Consider the following 16,240-nt stretch of genomic DNA (forward strand, 5'->3'; position numbering starts at 1 on the left):
CACGAGAAATGCATTCTGTGGAATAGGATTTAGGGCGCTCGGGACTGCGGATCAAATTGAAATGTGAATGATAATTTGTAGCTAAGGCTGACGCGACCGGCTGCCGTATCGCAGCGGTGGATAGCCGCGCCGGTCGGTCCAGGTCTTCGTCTCGACCGGGCGGCCCCGAAGGTGGATCGTCTCGTAGCGCATCCACTTTTCTCGCATCGACGGTGCTGCGGCGATCACCGATTCGCTCGCGAGGATGCGCTGCCGCACGCCTTTGGCCGCCTCGGTGAGACGCGCGGCCTCGTTGACCGGATCGCCGATCACGGTGAATTCAAGGCGCTTCTTCGAACCCACGTCGCCCGCGAAAACCGTGCCGCGGGAGAGCCCGATCCCGATGTCGAGTTCGCCGGTGGCCAACACTTCATCGCGGATGCGAAGTGCGGTTTGGAGTGCTGCCTCGGCGTCGTTGTCGAGCTGGATCGGTGCCCCGAAGATGCACAGCGCCGCGTCGCCTTCGAACTTGTTGACCAGCCCGCAGTTGTCCTCGGTCGCGTCGACGACGGTCGCGAGCAGGCGGTTGATTTTCTCGACGAACAACTGCGGTGGGATCTTGTGTGCGAGTTCGGTCGACCCCACGATGTCGACGAACAGCGCCGTGACTTCGCACAGTTCGCCGGTCATGGCGGATTCGTTGAGGCTGCTGCCGGCGGCGAGGGCGCGCTCGGCGACATCGATCCCAACGTGGCGGTCGAACACATTGCGAACGCGTTCGCGCTCGCGCAGGGATTCCGTCATGTCGTTCACCGAGGCCTGCAGGACGCCGACCTCGCTGGTGAACTCGACCGGGACACTCACGTCGAGGTCCCCGGCGGTGATCCGGCCGATTGCCTCCTCGAGTTCACGAAGCGGGACCGCGACCGATTTCGCGAAGGCGAGCGTGGCAACCAATCCGAACAGGATCGCACCGGCGCAGATGACGAGCGCACCACGCATCTTGTCGTCGGGTGCCGCCACCCGATCGGTCAGAACGAGGATCACGCTGAGGATCGGGAGTCCGCTCGCGAGTGCCCACGTTATCCCGACGCGAGCGAGGGCGCTGAGGCTGCGATCGCGCACCGGGATGACCGATGCCAGCACCGGCACGGCAGGTCGCAGTGCGCGATCCATGGCGAGGTACGCGAACGCACACGACGCGAGCCCGCCGGCGAGGATGAGCTGCATCGTCGTGAAGAGGACGTCGGTATAGCCGAATGCGATCGAGAGCGCGGCTTCGAGAATCGTTCCCGGTATCCACAGTGATGCGGACAAAACCGCCATCTTGAACGGCAGGCGGAGGACTCGGCGCGCTTCACCCTTCGTGGGTGGCCGGCCGGCCCGCCACCACGTCAGTCCTCGCTGTTGCATTCGCCAGGCGACGAAAGGCCCGATGATGATGCCGATCCCCACGTATCCGAACGTGAAGGCCAGGACGGCACCCAGGTTGCTGCCCGTGCGTTGCAGAACGCCGGTCAGCCACAGCTCGATCATGACGACGACGAACCCGCCCAAACCACACAGGATGGCGATCGCGGTGAAGCCCGCGGGGGATCGCAACGCCCATCTGGCGAGACGATCGATCATCGCGGACCCCGTGTTTCTTCGGCTCTACCTGCGACTGTAGAGCCGGGTGGGGCGGTCGCGCGCCGAGTTGATCCGGTCTAGGCGGCGACGACGAACCACACCGCGATGTAGTGGCAGATCGCGGCGACAACCGTTGCGGCGTGGAAGAACTCGTGATGACCGAAGTGCGTCGGCCACGGGTTCGGCCATTTGGTGGCGTACAGGATCGCGCCGACGCTGTAGATCACGCCACCGACGGCGAGCAGCACCATCGGAGTCACGCCGGCGGTGTGCAGCAGCGTTCCCGCGTAGGGGACGATGGCCCAGCCGAGGATGATGTAGAGCGGAACGCCCACCCAGCGGGGTGCGGTCGGCCAGAACATCTTGAGCGCGACGCCGAGGGCGGCGGAAACCCAGACCACGATCAGCAGCGGAATTCCGGTGGAGCGGGGGAGTCCGAGCAGCGTGAACGGGGTGTAGCTACCGGCGATGAACAGGAAGATCATCGAATGGTCCGCGCGCTTCATCCAGGTGCGGGCTTCGACGGTCTTCCAGGTGATCCGGTGATAGATCGCCGAGATTCCGAACAAGCCCCAAATGGTGACGGTGTAGATGGCGGTGGCAACGGCGGCGGTCGGGCTCACACTTCCGGCGTAGGCGACGAGCACCACTCCCGCGAACAGTGCGACCAGGAAGGACCACGCGTGAATCCAGCCGCGAAGCTTCGGCTTCACGGCCTTGATGGCGTTCTCCAGGGCTGCGGTCATAAGGGTTACCTCTTCGTGTGTCAGTAACAAACTTACGGTGCCGTAGGTTTGGGCTGAAGTCCCTTGTGGCCATTGTCACCCAGGACCGGGTTCGCGAGTAGTCTGATTGATCGTGACGACGCCGCGCGGTCTTGTGTACCGGCTTTATGAGCGCCGATTGCTGCGTCAGCTTGCGAAGGCCCAAAGGCCTCGTCACGTCGCTGTCATGTGTGATGGAAATAGGCGGTGGGCCCGCGAAAACGGCTTTACCGATGTGGCCCACGGGCACCGGATGGGCGCTCTTAAGATCGCCGAATTGCTGCGCTGGTGCGATGAAGCGGGGATCGAGCTCGCGACGATCTACTTGCTGTCGACCGAGAACCTCCGCCGCGATTCCAGCGAACTCGACTCACTGTTCGAAATCATCGGCGACGTCGTCGACGAGATCTCGGCACCGGACCAGAACTGGCGGGTTCGGATCGTCGGCCAACTCGACTTGTTGCCGGACTTCGCGGCTACGCGCTTCGAGTCCGCCGCCGCCCGGACGGAGGGGCGTACGGGCGCGACGGTCAACGTTGCCGTCGGATATGGCGGTCGGCAGGAAATCGTCGACGCGGTGAAGTCGCTTGTCGCCGCGAAGCAGGCTGAGGGCCTCTCGGGTACTGCCTTGACCGAGGCGATCACCAAGGAAGCGATCGGCGAGAACCTGTACACCCAGGGCCAGCCGGACCCCGACCTCGTCATCCGCACCTCGGGTGAGCAGCGGCTTTCCGGATTCCTGTTGTGGCAGAGCGCCTACTCGGAGATCTGGTTCACCGAGGCTTATTGGCCGGAGTTCCGGCACGTGGACTTCCTTCGCGCGCTGCGGGATTACGCCGCGCGGCACCGGCGGTTCGGGACTTAACGGCGATAGCGGGAGGATTGCCGTTTCGTCCGTTTTGCGCCTCTAGATCTTGTAGTTTCAACGACATCCGCCTCGGTCACGGGCGGATTCGCCACTCTTTGAAGAGGTCGCAGTTGAAGCTCACCAAATACGTATCCCGGACCGGAATTATCGTTGCGCCACTCGCCGCATTGGCCATTGCGGCACCGGCGATGGCTAATGCTCTGCCCAGTCAAAATGCGTGCGTCTCGGCGAATGGACGCACCATCACCAGGGGCACGGCCTCCTGTACCACGGACCCCGGCCGCAATGTCGCGTACGCCCGCGGCGCCAATTCAAGTGCCACGGCGACGGGTGGCACGGGCAACACCGCCATTGCCGCGGGCGACAACAGCACCGCCACGGCGTCTAACGGCAGTCGCAACCGGGCCTTCGTGTTCGGTAAGAACTCGAGTGCGACCGCCGGAACGGGAAACAAGAACTTCGTCTTTTCGCGGGGTAACGACAACGAAGCGACTGCCGAGAACGGCACCGGAAACAGCGCCGTCGTCAGCGGCAACGACAACGATGCAACCGTCGGTGACGGCGACAACAACAAGGCTGTGGTGGTCGGCGACGAGAACCGCGCCCACGTCTACAACTACGAAGACGATGGAGTGTTCCAGGGCAACAACAACACCCTGGTCATCGTGGGCACCGACAATCATGGTGACGTCAATTTCGGCGATAACAACAGCGGGCTCATCGTCGGCACCGGCAACGACATCGATGCTCAGGATGGCAATAACAACAGGGCGACGGCAATCGGCACCGACAACGAGGTCGAGGCCTATGACGGGGACAACAACACGGCGACCGGAATCGGCACCGATAACGGGGCGTATGCCTATGAGGGTGACAACAACACCGCCACGGCGATCGGAACCGACAACGACGCGGATGCCGCGTATGGCGATGGCAACACGGCCACCGCGATAGGAACCGACAACGACGTCGATGCCGACGCCGGCGATGGCAACACGGCGACGGCGGTCGGAACCGACAACGAGGTCGTGGCTGAGGACGGCGACGGCAACACGGCCACAGCTATTGGCACCGACAACTTCGCCAATGCTGAAGACGGCGACAACAACACTGCGACGGTGATTGGCAACGACAGCACTGCCGAGGCGACTGACGGAAACAACAACAGCGCGACGGTGATCGGCAACGACGGTTACGCCGATGCCAGCTACGGAAACAACAACACCGCCACGGTCGTCGGCAATCAGAGCGACGCCACTGCGACTATCGGTGACGGTAATACCGCCAGCGTCAAGGGGAACTCCTGCTCGGCATTCGCGAGCGGAGGCGGTGGAGTCGACAACGTGACCTGCTGATCTAAAACCAGTTGCGGAAGGCCCACCGTTGCGCACGAGTGACGGTGGGCTTTCCTATGTCCGTTTCATCAGTTTTGCGTGCCTCGATCTTGTATTTTCAACCACATCCGCACCGGTAACGGCGGATTCGCCACTCCCTGAAGAGGTCGCAGTTGAAGCTCACAAAATACGCATCCCGGACCGGGATTCTTGTCGCACCATTAGCCGCATTGGCCATCGCAGCGCCGGCGATGGCTAATGCCATTCCCAGTCAAAATGCGTGCGTCTCGGCAAATGGGCGCACCATCACCAGGGGCACGGCCTCCTGCACCACAGATCCGGGGCGCAATGTCGCGTACGCGCGCGGCGCCAATTCAAGTGCCACGGCGACCGGTGGCACGGGCAACACTGCCATTGCCGCTGGCGACAACAGCAGTGCAACGGCATCCAACGGTAACCGCAACCGGGCTTTCGTCTTCGGTAAGAACTCCAGTGGAACTGCGGGAACGGGCAACAAGAACTACGTCTTCTCGAGGGGCGACGACAATTCGCTTACTGCCCAGAACGGCACCGGAAACGGCGCTGTGGCGAGCGGCAACAACAACCAGGCGATCGTCGGCGACGGCGACAACAACAAGGCCCTCGTGCTTGGCAACGACAACGACGCCGACGCCTACAACTACCGAGACGCCGGACAGTTCCAGGGCAACAACAACACCGTCGTCACCATCGGGGACGGTAATGACGCGGATGCGGCATTCGGTGACAACAACACCGCGGTCCTCATCGGCACGGACAACGAGGCGGATGCCCTCGACGGTGACAACAACCGGGTACTCGCGGTCGGCACCGACAACGACGTAACGACCGGCGACGGTGACAACAACACCGGTACGGCGATCGGCACCGACAACACCGTCTACGCGCATGAAGGCAGCAACAACACCGGCACTGCCATCGGCACGGACAACTATGTCGACACCGAAGGCGAGAGCAGCACGGCAACTGCGATCGGCACCGACAACGAGTTGGATACCGACGACGGCTACAACAACACGGCCACGGCGATCGGCACCGGCAACGAGGTTGACGCCGAGGGCGGCGACAACAACACCGGTGTGGCGATCGGGACCGACAACGACGTAACTGTTGGCGACGGCGGCGACAACAACACCGGTGTGGCGATCGGGACCGACAACACTGTCTATGCGCACGAAGGCAGCGACAACACTGGCACGGCGATCGGCACGGACAACTATGTCGACGTAGAGGGCGATAACAGCACCGGCACCGCGATCGGCACCGACAACGAGGTGGGGACCGACGACGGCTACAACAACACGGCCACGGCGATCGGCACCGACAACTATGCCGAGGCCCTGGATGGCGATAACAACACCGCCACCGCAATCGGTACCGATAACGAGGTGTATGCCACCGACGGTGACAACAACACTGCCACCGCGATCGGCAACGGCAGTTATGCAGAGGCCTCGTACGGTGATAACAACACCGCGACGGTCGTCGGCAACGGGAGCGACGCCGGCGCGTTCGGGGACGACCAGTCGCCCGGCAGCAATAACACCGCCACGACAATCGGCAACGACAGCACCGCGTACGCCTTCGAGGGGAACAGCAATACCGCCACGACCGTCGGCAACGGCAGTGACTCCAGCGCGTATATCGGCGACAACAACACCGCAAGCGCCACCGGGAACAATTGCTCCGCCTCCGCCAGTGGTGGCGGCGCGGTCGACAAGGTGACCTGCTGATCTGAACCAGCCGGAAGGCCCATCGTCGCGGAACAGCGGCGGTGGGCCTTTTCGGTGGACGGGTGCAATTGACCACGGGTCGATCACGAAGAGTGCTCGAATTTATCCGCTTTGGGGATTTTGTTCTTGTACTTTCAACGACATCCGCCTCGGTCACGGGCGGATTCGCCACTCTTTGAAGAGGTCGCAGTTGAAGCTCACCAAGAACATCGCGCGGACCGGAATTCTGGTTGCGCCACTCGCCGCGTTGGCCATCGCAGCGCCGGCGATGGCTAATGCTTTGCCCAGTCAAAATGCGTGTGTCTCCGCGAATGGACGCACCATCACCAGGGGCACGGCCTCGTGCACGACGGACCCCGGGCGCAATGTCGCGTACGCCCGCGGCGCCGGTGCCAGCGCCAGTGCGACTGGTGGCACGGGCAACACTGCGATTGCCGCTGGTGACAACAGCTCCGCGACGGCGTCCAACGGCAGCCGTAACCGGGCTTTCGTCTTCGGTAAGAACTCCAGTGGGACTGCGGGAACGGGAAACAAGAACTTCGTCTTCTCGCGGGGTAACGACAACGAGTTGAGTGCCCAGAACGGCTCTGGAAACAGCGCGGTGGTCAGCGGCAATGACAACGAGGCCATCGTCGGGGACGGCGACAACAACAAGGCCTTGGTATTGGGAACCGACAACGAGGCCCACGCTTACAACTACGACGACGACGGTGTGTTCCAGGGCAACAACAACACCGTCGTGATCGCCGGCGACGACAACCACGCCGACGCAGTGTTTGGCGACAACAACACTGCGGTGATCACTGGCACGGACAACTACGCCGCGGCGCGGGAGGGCGACAACAACCGTGCCACGGTAGTCGGTGTCGACAACGAGGCGAGAGCCCAAGAGGGAAGCAACAACACCGCCACGGCAATCGGCACCGAGAACGAAGTGAATGCCGACAATGGCGACAACAACGCCGCCACCGCCATCGGCTTCGACAACCAGGCTGATGCCGCGTATGGCGACAACAACACCGCGACCGTCATCGGTAACGTCAGCGATGCTGATGCCACGGAAGGCAACAACAACACGGCCACGACCATCGGTGACGGCGGCGAGGCAAATGCCATCGTGGGTAACAACAACACCGCTACCGACATCGGCGACGGCAGTACGGCACTCGCCGGATATGGCGACAACAACACCGCGACTGTCATCGGTGATGGCAGTGAAGCTGATGCTGCTTTTGGCGACAACAACACCGGCACCGTCATTGGAAACAACAGCTTCGCCCCGGCTTATGACGGCAGCAACAACACGGCGACGGCGGTCGGTAACGACAACTACGCCAACGCGGCAGAGGGCGACAACAACACGGCCACGGCCATCGGGACCGGTAACTATGCAGCTGCCGGCGACGGCGGCGACAACAACGCCGCGACGGCGATCGGCACTGGCAACGACGTGTATGCCGACGTCGGCGACAACAACACCGCCACCGTGATCGGCAATGACAGCTACGCAGCGGCCGAGTATGGCGATAACAACACCGCGACGGCGATTGGCACCGACAGCGACATATTTACCGGCGAAGGCGACAGCAACACTGCCACCGTGATCGGCAATGGCAGTTCTGCATCGGCCTCGTTTGGCGATAACAACACCGCCGCGGTCGTAGGCAACGGGAGCGAGGCTGACGCCTACGGGGGAAACAGCAACACTGCAACGACAGTAGGCAACGGCAGCGACTCCAGTGCACACCTCGGCGACAACAACACTGCAAGCGCCAAGGGGAACAATTGCTCCGCTTCCGCCAGTGGTGGCGGGGCAGTCGATAACGTGACCTGCTGATCCAACCCGCCGGTCAGAGGGCCCATCGTTGCGCAATAGCAGCGGTGGGCTCTTGGCGTCTACAGCTTGCGCAGTCGCAACCGGTTGATCGTGTGATCGGTGTCCTTGCGCAGGACGAGGGTCGCGCGCGGCCGGGTCGGCAGGATGTTCTCGACGAGGTTGGGCCGGTTGATCGTCTCCCAGATCTCGACGGCGACCCGGCGGGCGTCCCGGTCCGACAAGTGCGCGTAGTGATGGAAATGCGAGGTCGGATCGGCGAACGAGGTCTTCCGCAGCGCGAGGAACCGATCGACGTACCAGTTCTCGATGTCTTCGATGCGGGCATCGACATAGATCGAGAAATCGAACAGATCCGAAACCATCAGGGTCGGGCCGGTTTGCAGAACGTTGAGCCCTTCGAGGATCAGGATGTCCGGTTGGTTCACCGTCTGCGCTTTGTGCGGAACGATGTCGTAGATCCGGTGCGAATAGACCGGGGCCTCGGCGGTCTCCACGCCGGATTTGATCTCGGTGACGAAGCGCAGCAGTCGGCGGCGGTCGTAGCTTTCCGGAAAACCCTTGCGGTGCATGATTCCGCGCCGCTTGAGTTCGGAATTCGGATAGAGAAATCCGTCGGTCGTCACCAGGTCGACGCGGGGGTGCCCGACCCATCGAGCGAGCAGTTCCTTGAGCACACGAGCCGTAGTCGACTTTCCGACCGCGACGCTGCCCGCGACTCCGATGATGAAGGGGACCGGACGCTCGGGGTGCTTGTCACCGAGGAATGTCGCCGTTGCGGCGAACAATCTGTTTCGCGCCGCGACCTGAAGATGGATCAGACGAGCGAGCGGAAGGAAGACTTCCGCGACTTCATCAAGATCGAGTTGTTCGCCGATACCGCGCAGCCCATGTAGTTCTGCCCGAGTGAGTTTCAGCGGCGTGGCCTGCCGAAGTTCGCGCCATTCTTTGCGGTCGAATTCGACGTAGGGACTCGGCTCGTTGAGTCGTGCCATCGTGTCCCTTCTCGTTGAAGTGCCGCTCGATTTATCTCCCGGTAAACCGTCTCATAAACTAGTGGTTGTGCCAGACACTTCTCGCTTGACCGCACCGTCCGTAACAACCCAGTCGCTCAACGAACTCGATCCCGAGCTCGCTGCGGCGATGGCGGGGGAGCTTTCGCGCCAGCGCGACACCCTCGAGATGATCGCGTCGGAGAACTTCGTGCCCCGCGCTGTCCTGCAGGCGCAGGGAAGTGTCCTGACCAACAAGTACGCCGAGGGGTACCCGGGCCGTCGCTACTACGGCGGCTGCGAGCACGTCGACGTCGTCGAGGACCTCGCCCGCACCCGCGTGAAGGCCCTGTTCGGCGCCGAGTTCGCGAATGTCCAGCCGCACTCGGGTGCGCAGGCCAACGCCGCGGTGCTGATGGCACTCATGAACCCCGGCGAGAAGCTGCTCGGACTCGACCTGGCGCACGGTGGTCACCTGACGCACGGTATGCGCCTGAACTTCTCGGGCAAGTTGTACGAGTGCCACACGTACGGGGTCAGCAAGGAAGACCACCGCATCGACATGGACGAGGTGCGCAAGACTGCACTCGAGGTTCGGCCGAAGGTCATCGTCGCCGGCTGGTCGGCCTACCCGCGTCACCTTGACTTCGAGGCCTTCCGATCGATCGCGGACGAGGTCGGCGCCTACCTGTGGGTCGACATGGCGCACTTCGCCGGCCTGGTGGCCGCGGGTCTCCACCCGTCGCCGGTGCCGTACGCCGACGTCGTGTCCTCGACCGTCCACAAGACGCTCGGCGGTCCGCGCTCGGGTCTGATCCTGGCGAAGCAGGAGTGGGCGAAGAAGCTCAATTCGGCCGTCTTCCCAGGTCAGCAGGGTGGCCCGCTCATGCACGCGATCGCGGCGAAGGCTGCGGTCTTCAAGATCGCCGGCACCGAGGAGTTCAAGGACCGTCAGGTTCGCACTCTCGCTGGTGCGTCGATCCTCGCCGAGCGTCTGACCGGCGCCGACGTTGCCAAGCGCGGCATCTCGGTCCTCACCGGTGGTACGGACGTTCACCTCGTTCTCGTGGATCTGCGCAACTCCGACCTCAACGGTCAGGAGGGTGAAGACCTTCTCCACGAGATCGGCATCACCGTCAACCGCAACGCGATCCCGTTTGACCCGCGCCCGCCGATGGTCACCTCGGGTATGCGCATCGGCACCCCGGCACTCGCGACCCGCGGGTTCGGCGACGCTGAGTTCACCGAGGTTGCCGACATCATCGCGACGGCTCTGGCCGGCGGCGCCGACCTCGACGCGCTGCGCGCACGGGTCACGACGGTGGCGCGTGCGGTGCCCCTCTACGAGGGACTCGAGGACTGGAAGCTGCTCGGCTGATCGCCTGATCGCTGAAATTGCAGGCTGGACCGTGCTCAGCGCGGTCCAGCCTTCAGTTTGATGGCGTTCTCGACTTCGGCCAGGACAGCTTCAGGTTCGTGGCGAAGGCGATGCCAGTCGTACCGAAGAACTCGCCAGCCGAGGTTCATGAGGAAGTTCTGACGACGCAGGTCTTCGCTATTGCGCTTGGCGTCCTTATGCCAGCGCCAGCCGTCCACCTCGATGATGAGGCGGGCTGCCTAGAACGCCGCATCTACCTGATACGGACCGATGGGCAATTGCGCCCGCCAACCCACGAGTGGCCGAATGATGCGGTGCAACAAGCGTTCGGCTTCGCTCCGGCCGCCAGTAGCAGCGACGGCAAGCAGTTCGGCCGCTTTGGCTGATCCGGCGTACCGCAGGTTCCGGTCGTGAGCTTCCCGAAGTTCCGTCAGTGTTACCCGCGTTTGCAGCGCGCGATCCATGAGAAGCGAGTCACCAGTCTCGAGAACCGTCAGTGGGATCGTCGTGACGGATAGTCCGAGGACCTCCTCCATATCGCACGAATGCAGGTTCCTGCGCCGAACGTCGATGCCCGTCCGATCGATCCAGCGCTTAGCAGGGATCGTGATCGTCGGCCTGGTCGGAGCGGTCGTCGAGAGGTTGTGCCACCAAGCGGCACTGGCACCGTGCGCCGCGGCCTCGCGCCCGGCGCCCAGAACGGCTGCGCGGAGTCTCGTTCGATGCGAACGTGGATGACCCGCAACGAGATACACGCCTCTGGTCAGGCTGTCCCACTGGCCGGCGTCGAGGCGCCACTGAATGGCATCGGCGGACAGACCGCATTCCCGAGCTTGCGGCATCGAAATCACTCCGTCTTGAATGGCGAGCATCGTTGCGAGTTGTTGTTGATCCACGCCGTAGCTGACGGATTCCCGGTCAGACCGGTTCCGCGGTCGCCGAGATTGCAGGCCTACCCGTGCTCAGCGCGGGTAGGCCTGCAAGTCCGATCCATCGTGTAACGCGAAGTTCATCCAGGCGCCCGCGTGGTGCCGCAAACGGCAACAGAACCAGGGTTACGTTGCAGGTACGGACTGGGGGAAGCAGTCCGTACGGGAGGTCCTGATCGTGAGTGATTCACTCAGTACGAGAGGGTCGGCACCCGGCTCTCGCGGAATTTTCCGCTAGGGACGGACCGGCCGAGCGATACTGACCGGTTCGCGTGGGGTGCCCCGCGCGATCGAGGAGCCCAAGTGCCCGTATCACGCTCGATCCCTGCCGACATCACCCCTGACCCCGAAGGTCTCCGGACGTACGTCCTCGACACTTCGGTTCTGCTCTCCGACCCCTGGGCGGCAACCCGCTTCGCAGAGCACCGGGTGATCCTTCCGCTGGTCGTCATCAGCGAATTGGAAGGCAAACGGCACCACCACGAACTCGGCTGGTTCGCGCGCGAAGCGCTCCGGATGCTCGACGACCTGCGCCTCGAGCACGGTCGCCTGGACCGTCCGGTTCCGATCGGTACCGAGGGCGGGACACTTCAGGTCGAGCTCAACCACACGGACCCCACGCTGCTGCCGGCAGGCTTCCGCAACGACAGCAACGACTCGAGAATCCTGGCCTGCGCGCTGAACTTCGCGGCCGAAGGCAAGCAGGTCACGCTCGTCACCAAGGACACCCCGCTTCGCGTCAAGGCTGGTGCCGTCGGTCTCCAGGCCGACGAGTTCCACGCGCACGACGTCGTCACCTCTGGCTGGACGGGCATGACCGAGCTCGACGTCGCGACCACCGACATCGACTCGATCTACCAGAGTGGGTCGATCGACCTCGATGAGGCGCGAGACCTGCCCTGCCACACCGGCGTTCGACTTCTCGGGCCCTCGTCGTCCGCCCTCGGCCGGGTCACCGCCGACAAGCGAGTGCAGCTCGTGCGGGAACGCGAAGCGTTCGGAATTCACGGACGCTCGGCGGAACAGCGGATCGCTCTCGACCTGCTCCTTGACGAGAGCATCGGCATCATCTCGCTCGGTGGCAAGGCGGGCACCGGAAAGTCTGCACTCGCGCTGATGGCCGGATTGGAAGCGGTGCTCGAGCGTCGTTCGCACCGCAAGATCGTCGTCTTCCGTCCGCTCTATGCGGTGGGTGGCCAGGACCTCGGCTACCTGCCCGGCAGTGAGTCGGACAAGATGGGGCCGTGGGCGCAGGCCGTCTTCGACACCCTCGAAGGCCTCGCGAGCAAGCACGTCATGGATGAAGTGCTCGGCCGCGGAATGCTCGAAGTTCTGCCGCTGACGCACATCCGCGGCCGGTCGCTCCATGACTCGTTCGTCATCGTCGACGAGGCGCAGTCGTTGGAGCGCAACGTCCTTCTCACGGTTCTGAGCCGGCTCGGCACGCGATCGCGAGTGGTCCTGACGCACGACGTAGCCCAGCGCGACAACCTGCGTGTGGGCCGTCACGACGGCGTCGCGGCGGTTGTCGAACGGCTCAAGGGGCACCCGCTGTTCGCACACATCACGCTCACGCGAAGCGAGCGTTCGCCGATCGCCGCACTCGTCACCGACATGCTCGAGGAGTTCGCTCCGAACTCGTAGCTGGTTTCGGCTCGCATCCCCTGGGAAACCAACAACCCATACGGCTCAAGCCACGGCGCCGGTTCGCACCGGCGCCGTGGCGTTTACCGAAGGGGTAAGGATGCGAACGGCAACGAAGCGGACCGCTGGAATCATGGCGGCGCTCGCGGCGGCGGGGTTTCTGACGGCCGGGTGTGGAGACAATTCACCGAGCGTCGGTGAGATGACGGCATCGGCGAAGTCTGGGGTGGCAACCGCGTCATCCAAGGCCGGATCGGCCCTCAATGGCGACGAATCATCCGGTAGTAGTGAGCAATTCAAGTCGCCGGACGGCGAGGATGTGACGGTCCAAGGTGACACCCTGGCCAAGTACAAGGACGCCGGCGGCCCCGACGGCGACCTCGGCGCGCCAATCGGTTCGCCGACCTCCGGGCCGGGCGGCGCGTGTCAGGAGTTCGTGGGCGGCCTCATCTGCGACAGCAACGCGACGGATGCGCAGATCGTCTGGGGCAAGATCCGCTCGGCGTGGGAAGGGGACGGTGGGATGAGCAGCTCCCTGGGCTATCCGACCGCGGACGAGAAGAAGGATGGAAACGTCTACTCCCAGACGTTCCAGCACGGCTCGATCGATTGGTCCGGCGGCGCACCGGTATTCCATCGGAACTAGATCTTTTGCTGCGTCCGCAGCGTGCTTCGCGGGGTGTGTGGCCTGCATAAATGTGCAGGCCACACGCGTGTCCTCACGAACTCGACCCAGTTGTCTATCTACGGTTTGAGTGTGGCAAACACGCGTGAAGACAAAGAGATGCTCGAAGGGTTGGAAGCCGCAGCGGCGCGGATCCTCTCCCGGCACGTCGAAGCCGCAGAGCCATGGCAGCCGCAAGATCTTGTCCCGTGGAACGAGGGCCGCAATTTCCAGTTCCTCGGTGGACAGGATTGGACTCCCGACCAGTCGACGCTGGGCGAGCTCGGCACGCTCGCGCTGACCGTCGGCGTGCTCATTTCGGACAACGTGCCGTCGTATCACCGTGAGTTGGCGAAGCTCATCCGATCGGGGTCATTGTGGACCTGGATCAACCGGTGGACCGCAGAAGAAGCACGCCACGCAATCGTTCTCCGCAACTACCTCATGGTGACGCGGGCGGTCGACCCGGTCGAGCTCGAGCGACTGCGGATGGAGCACATGACCGCCGGTGTTCGCCGTCCGGAACTGTCGATCCCCGAGATCTTCACCCAATGTGCCTTCGAGTCGACGTCCGCGATGATTCGGCACCGCAACACCGCGCTTCTGGTCGAGAACGACGAAGTCGCGGCGATTTGTGACCGCCTCGCAGAGGACGGCGAATCGCACCGCGCGGTGTGGGGGGATTTCGTCACGGCCGCGCTTGATGTCTCTCCGGACCGCACGGTCCGCGCCATCTCCGCGCGCGTCGCCGACTACACCGAGCCATCGATCATGTTGCGCGGCACCGACAGTCGCGTTTCGCTCGCGGCCGCCGGTATCTATGACCCGCTCGATGAAGTCGAGCAGGTGTTCACGCCGCTCCTCAACAAGTGGGAAATCTTCACTCGCACCGACCTGGGGCCGGCGGGCGAGTTGGCGCGCGACGAACTCGCGGACTTCATCAAGAACTAGTTTTCGACGCCCGCCATTCGTAGCACGTCCAGTCGCTTGTCCAATTCGGCTTCCGACAGCTTGTCGCCGATGAGCCCGCGGTCGATCACGGTCTGGCGGATCGTCTTGTGCTCTTTGAGCGCTTGCTTGGCGACGGCGGCCGCTTCCTCGTAACCGATGGCGGAGTTGAGCGGCGTCACGATCGACGGCGACGACTCCGCCAGAGTGCGCAGGTGGTCGGTGTTGGCGACGAGTCCGCTGACGCATTTGTCGGCGAACAGCCGAGAGACGTTGGCGAGTAACCGAATCGATTCGAGCAGGTTTCGCGCCATCACCGGAATGTAGACGTTGAGCTCGAACGCGCCCGCGGCTCCGCCCCACGCGATCGCCGCGTCATTTCCGACGACCTGTGCCGCGACCTGAGTGACGGCCTCGGGCAGAACTGGATTGACCTTGCCCGGCATGATCGAGCTACCGGGCTGCAGATCCGGGAGTTGAATCTCCGCGAGGCCGGTCAGCGGACCCGAACCCATCCATCGGATATCGTTCGCGATCTTCGTCAGCGACACCGCGATGGTCCGCAGGGCGCCCGACGCCTCGACGAGTCCATCGCGAGCAGCCTGGGCTTCGAAACTGTCGACGGCCGGTCGAAGTTGTTCGACTCCCGTTGCCTTCACCAGTTCGGCGACGACCTTCGGGCCGAATCCGGCCGGTGCATTGAGGCCGGTTCCGACGGCGGTGCCGCCGATCGGGAGTTCGCCGAGGCGGGGGAGTGTCGCCTCGATCCGTTCGACGCCTGCCGCGATCTGGCGGGCGTAACCGCCGAATTCCTGACCGAGCGTGACCGGTACGGCGTCCATCAGGTGTGTACGTCCGGACTTTACTGTCGAACGCCATTCCACGGACTTTGCAGCGAGGGCTTCGTGGAGATGCCGGAGCGCTGGAATGAGGTCTTTGACGACGGCTTCAGTGGCCGCGACGTGGGTTGCGGTGGGGAACGTGTCATTCGACGACTGGGACATGTTGACGTCGTCGTTCGGGTGCACTTTCGCGCCGTTGTTCGCCGCGATCGATGCGATGACCTCGTTCGCGTTCATGTTCGAACTTGTGCCGGAACCGGTCTGGAAGACGTCGATCGGGAATTGATCGTCGTGGCGACCTTCCGCGATTTCCGATGCGGCGGCGACGATCGCATCCGCTTTTTCCGCGGAAAGCAGACCGAGGTCCCGATTCACCTGCGCGCAAGCAGCTTTCAGGAGTCCGAGCGCTCGGATCTGGGCCCGTTCGAGACCCCGCCCACTGATCGGAAAATTGTCGACTGCCCGCTGTGTCTGTGCCCGCCACAGGGCCTCAACCGGAACGCGGACCTCGCCCATCGTGTCGTGTTCGATGCGGTATTCAGTCATGAATCCGACGCTACGCCCTTGGAATCCGGGTCCACCGTCGATAATGGGAAGGGTGCGAAGAATCGATGTCCCGCGAGCGGTGCGGCGTTGAACGACTTTGCGCATCAGCTCAATTGG

General features: G+C 63.4%; 14 protein-coding genes. 8 read left to right on the forward strand and 6 right to left on the reverse strand.

What is annotated here, in order from left to right; translation table 11 throughout:
* Window positions 1–81 precede the first annotated feature (81 nt).
* Window positions 82–1,608: an adenylate/guanylate cyclase domain-containing protein gene (locus F600_RS0101825; protein WP_018158874.1), complete on the reverse strand. Its 1,527-nt coding sequence runs from the start codon at window positions 1,606–1,608 to the stop codon at window positions 82–84.
* Window positions 1,609–1,685: 77 nt separating this feature from the next.
* Entirely contained in the window at window positions 1,686–2,354 is a 669-nt protein-coding gene (trhA, locus tag F600_RS0101830) for a PAQR family membrane homeostasis protein TrhA (RefSeq protein ID WP_018158875.1), read from the reverse strand.
* 112 nt (window positions 2,355–2,466) lie between these two features.
* Between trhA and F600_RS0101835 the strand changes: the two genes are divergently transcribed.
* From F600_RS0101835 to F600_RS0101850, 4 genes are all read left to right on the forward strand, one after another.
* Complete coding sequence (locus tag F600_RS0101835; RefSeq protein ID WP_040630032.1) at window positions 2,467–3,237, forward strand: isoprenyl transferase; 771 nt, start codon at window positions 2,467–2,469, stop codon at window positions 3,235–3,237.
* A 113-nt stretch (window positions 3,238–3,350) separates the two neighbouring features.
* Window positions 3,351–4,595, forward strand: coding sequence for a calcium-binding protein (locus tag F600_RS0101840; RefSeq protein ID WP_026306061.1), 1,245 nt, complete (start codon window positions 3,351–3,353; stop codon window positions 4,593–4,595).
* A 152-nt stretch (window positions 4,596–4,747) separates the two neighbouring features.
* A complete protein-coding gene (locus tag F600_RS0101845) occupies window positions 4,748–6,346 on the forward strand; it encodes a beta strand repeat-containing protein (protein WP_156024357.1) in 1,599 nt (532 codons plus the stop codon).
* 190 nt (window positions 6,347–6,536) lie between these two features.
* The gene (locus F600_RS0101850) at window positions 6,537–8,183 is read left to right on the forward strand and encodes a calcium-binding protein (RefSeq protein ID WP_018158877.1); all 1,647 of its coding nucleotides are present in this window, start codon (window positions 6,537–6,539) and stop codon (window positions 8,181–8,183) included.
* 59 nt (window positions 8,184–8,242) lie between these two features.
* Here the strand turns inward: F600_RS0101850 and coaA are convergent, their stop codons facing one another.
* A complete protein-coding gene (gene coaA / locus F600_RS0101855) occupies window positions 8,243–9,175 on the reverse strand; it encodes a type I pantothenate kinase (RefSeq protein ID WP_018158878.1) in 933 nt (310 codons plus the stop codon).
* A 61-nt stretch (window positions 9,176–9,236) separates the two neighbouring features.
* On the opposite strand from coaA, the gene glyA reads away from it, so the two are divergent.
* Window positions 9,237–10,550, forward strand: a complete 1,314-nt coding sequence (glyA, locus tag F600_RS0101860; protein ID WP_018158879.1) for a serine hydroxymethyltransferase — start codon at window positions 9,237–9,239, stop codon at window positions 10,548–10,550.
* Window positions 10,551–10,585: 35 nt separating this feature from the next.
* Here glyA and F600_RS32235 read toward each other — a convergent pair whose 3' ends face one another.
* Both F600_RS32235 and F600_RS26420 read right to left on the reverse strand, forming a co-directional pair.
* Window positions 10,586–10,777, reverse strand: a complete 192-nt coding sequence (locus tag F600_RS32235) for a DUF559 domain-containing protein (RefSeq protein WP_342664554.1) — start codon at window positions 10,775–10,777, stop codon at window positions 10,586–10,588.
* Window positions 10,778–10,789: 12 nt separating this feature from the next.
* Complete coding sequence (locus F600_RS26420; protein ID WP_245541451.1) at window positions 10,790–11,392, reverse strand: hypothetical protein; 603 nt, start codon at window positions 11,390–11,392, stop codon at window positions 10,790–10,792.
* Between the two features lie 390 nt (window positions 11,393–11,782).
* Here F600_RS26420 and phoH2 point away from each other — a divergent pair, with 390 nt between their 5' ends.
* The 3 genes from phoH2 to F600_RS0101880 all read left to right on the forward strand — a co-directional run bounded on the left by phoH2 (window position 11,783) and on the right by F600_RS0101880 (window position 14,738).
* On the forward strand, window positions 11,783–13,123 hold the full coding sequence (phoH2, locus tag F600_RS0101870) for an RNA 5'-3' helicase PhoH2 (protein WP_018158882.1): 1,341 nt from the start codon (window positions 11,783–11,785) through the stop codon (window positions 13,121–13,123).
* 100 nt (window positions 13,124–13,223) lie between these two features.
* Window positions 13,224–13,769 carry an LGFP repeat-containing protein gene (locus tag F600_RS26425; RefSeq protein ID WP_018158883.1) on the forward strand — a complete coding sequence of 182 codons (546 nt, stop codon included), beginning with the start codon at window positions 13,224–13,226 and terminating at the stop codon, window positions 13,767–13,769.
* A 111-nt stretch (window positions 13,770–13,880) separates the two neighbouring features.
* A complete protein-coding gene (locus tag F600_RS0101880) occupies window positions 13,881–14,738 on the forward strand; it encodes an acyl-ACP desaturase (RefSeq protein WP_018158884.1) in 858 nt (285 codons plus the stop codon).
* Here F600_RS0101880 and F600_RS0101885 read toward each other — a convergent pair.
* Complete coding sequence (locus F600_RS0101885; protein ID WP_026306066.1) at window positions 14,735–16,123, reverse strand: class II fumarate hydratase; 1,389 nt, start codon at window positions 16,121–16,123, stop codon at window positions 14,735–14,737. The two genes, F600_RS0101880 and F600_RS0101885, sit on opposite strands and share 4 nt — an antisense overlap.
* Window positions 16,124–16,240 lie beyond the last annotated feature (117 nt).

Origin of the sequence: Smaragdicoccus niigatensis DSM 44881 = NBRC 103563 (assembly GCF_000380645.1) — a bacterium.
GTDB classification, from domain to species: domain Bacteria; phylum Actinomycetota; class Actinomycetes; order Mycobacteriales; family Mycobacteriaceae; genus Smaragdicoccus; species Smaragdicoccus niigatensis.

Excerpts from the sequence above, each read along its gene's own strand:
- F600_RS26425 (WP_018158883.1), top strand. The coding sequence starts at position 13,224 with ATGCGAACGGCAACGAAGCGGACCGCTGGAATCATGGCGGCGCTCGCG.
- F600_RS0101885 (WP_026306066.1), bottom strand. The coding sequence starts at position 16,123 with ATGACTGAATACCGCATCGAACACGACACGATGGGCGAGGTCCGCGTT.
- coaA (WP_018158878.1), bottom strand. The coding sequence starts at position 9,175 with ATGGCACGACTCAACGAGCCGAGTCCCTACGTCGAATTCGACCGCAAA.
- F600_RS26420 (WP_245541451.1), bottom strand. The coding sequence starts at position 11,392 with ATGCCGCAAGCTCGGGAATGCGGTCTGTCCGCCGATGCCATTCAGTGG.
- trhA (WP_018158875.1), bottom strand. The coding sequence starts at position 2,354 with ATGACCGCAGCCCTGGAGAACGCCATCAAGGCCGTGAAGCCGAAGCTT.
- F600_RS0101825 (WP_018158874.1), bottom strand. The coding sequence starts at position 1,608 with ATGATCGATCGTCTCGCCAGATGGGCGTTGCGATCCCCCGCGGGCTTC.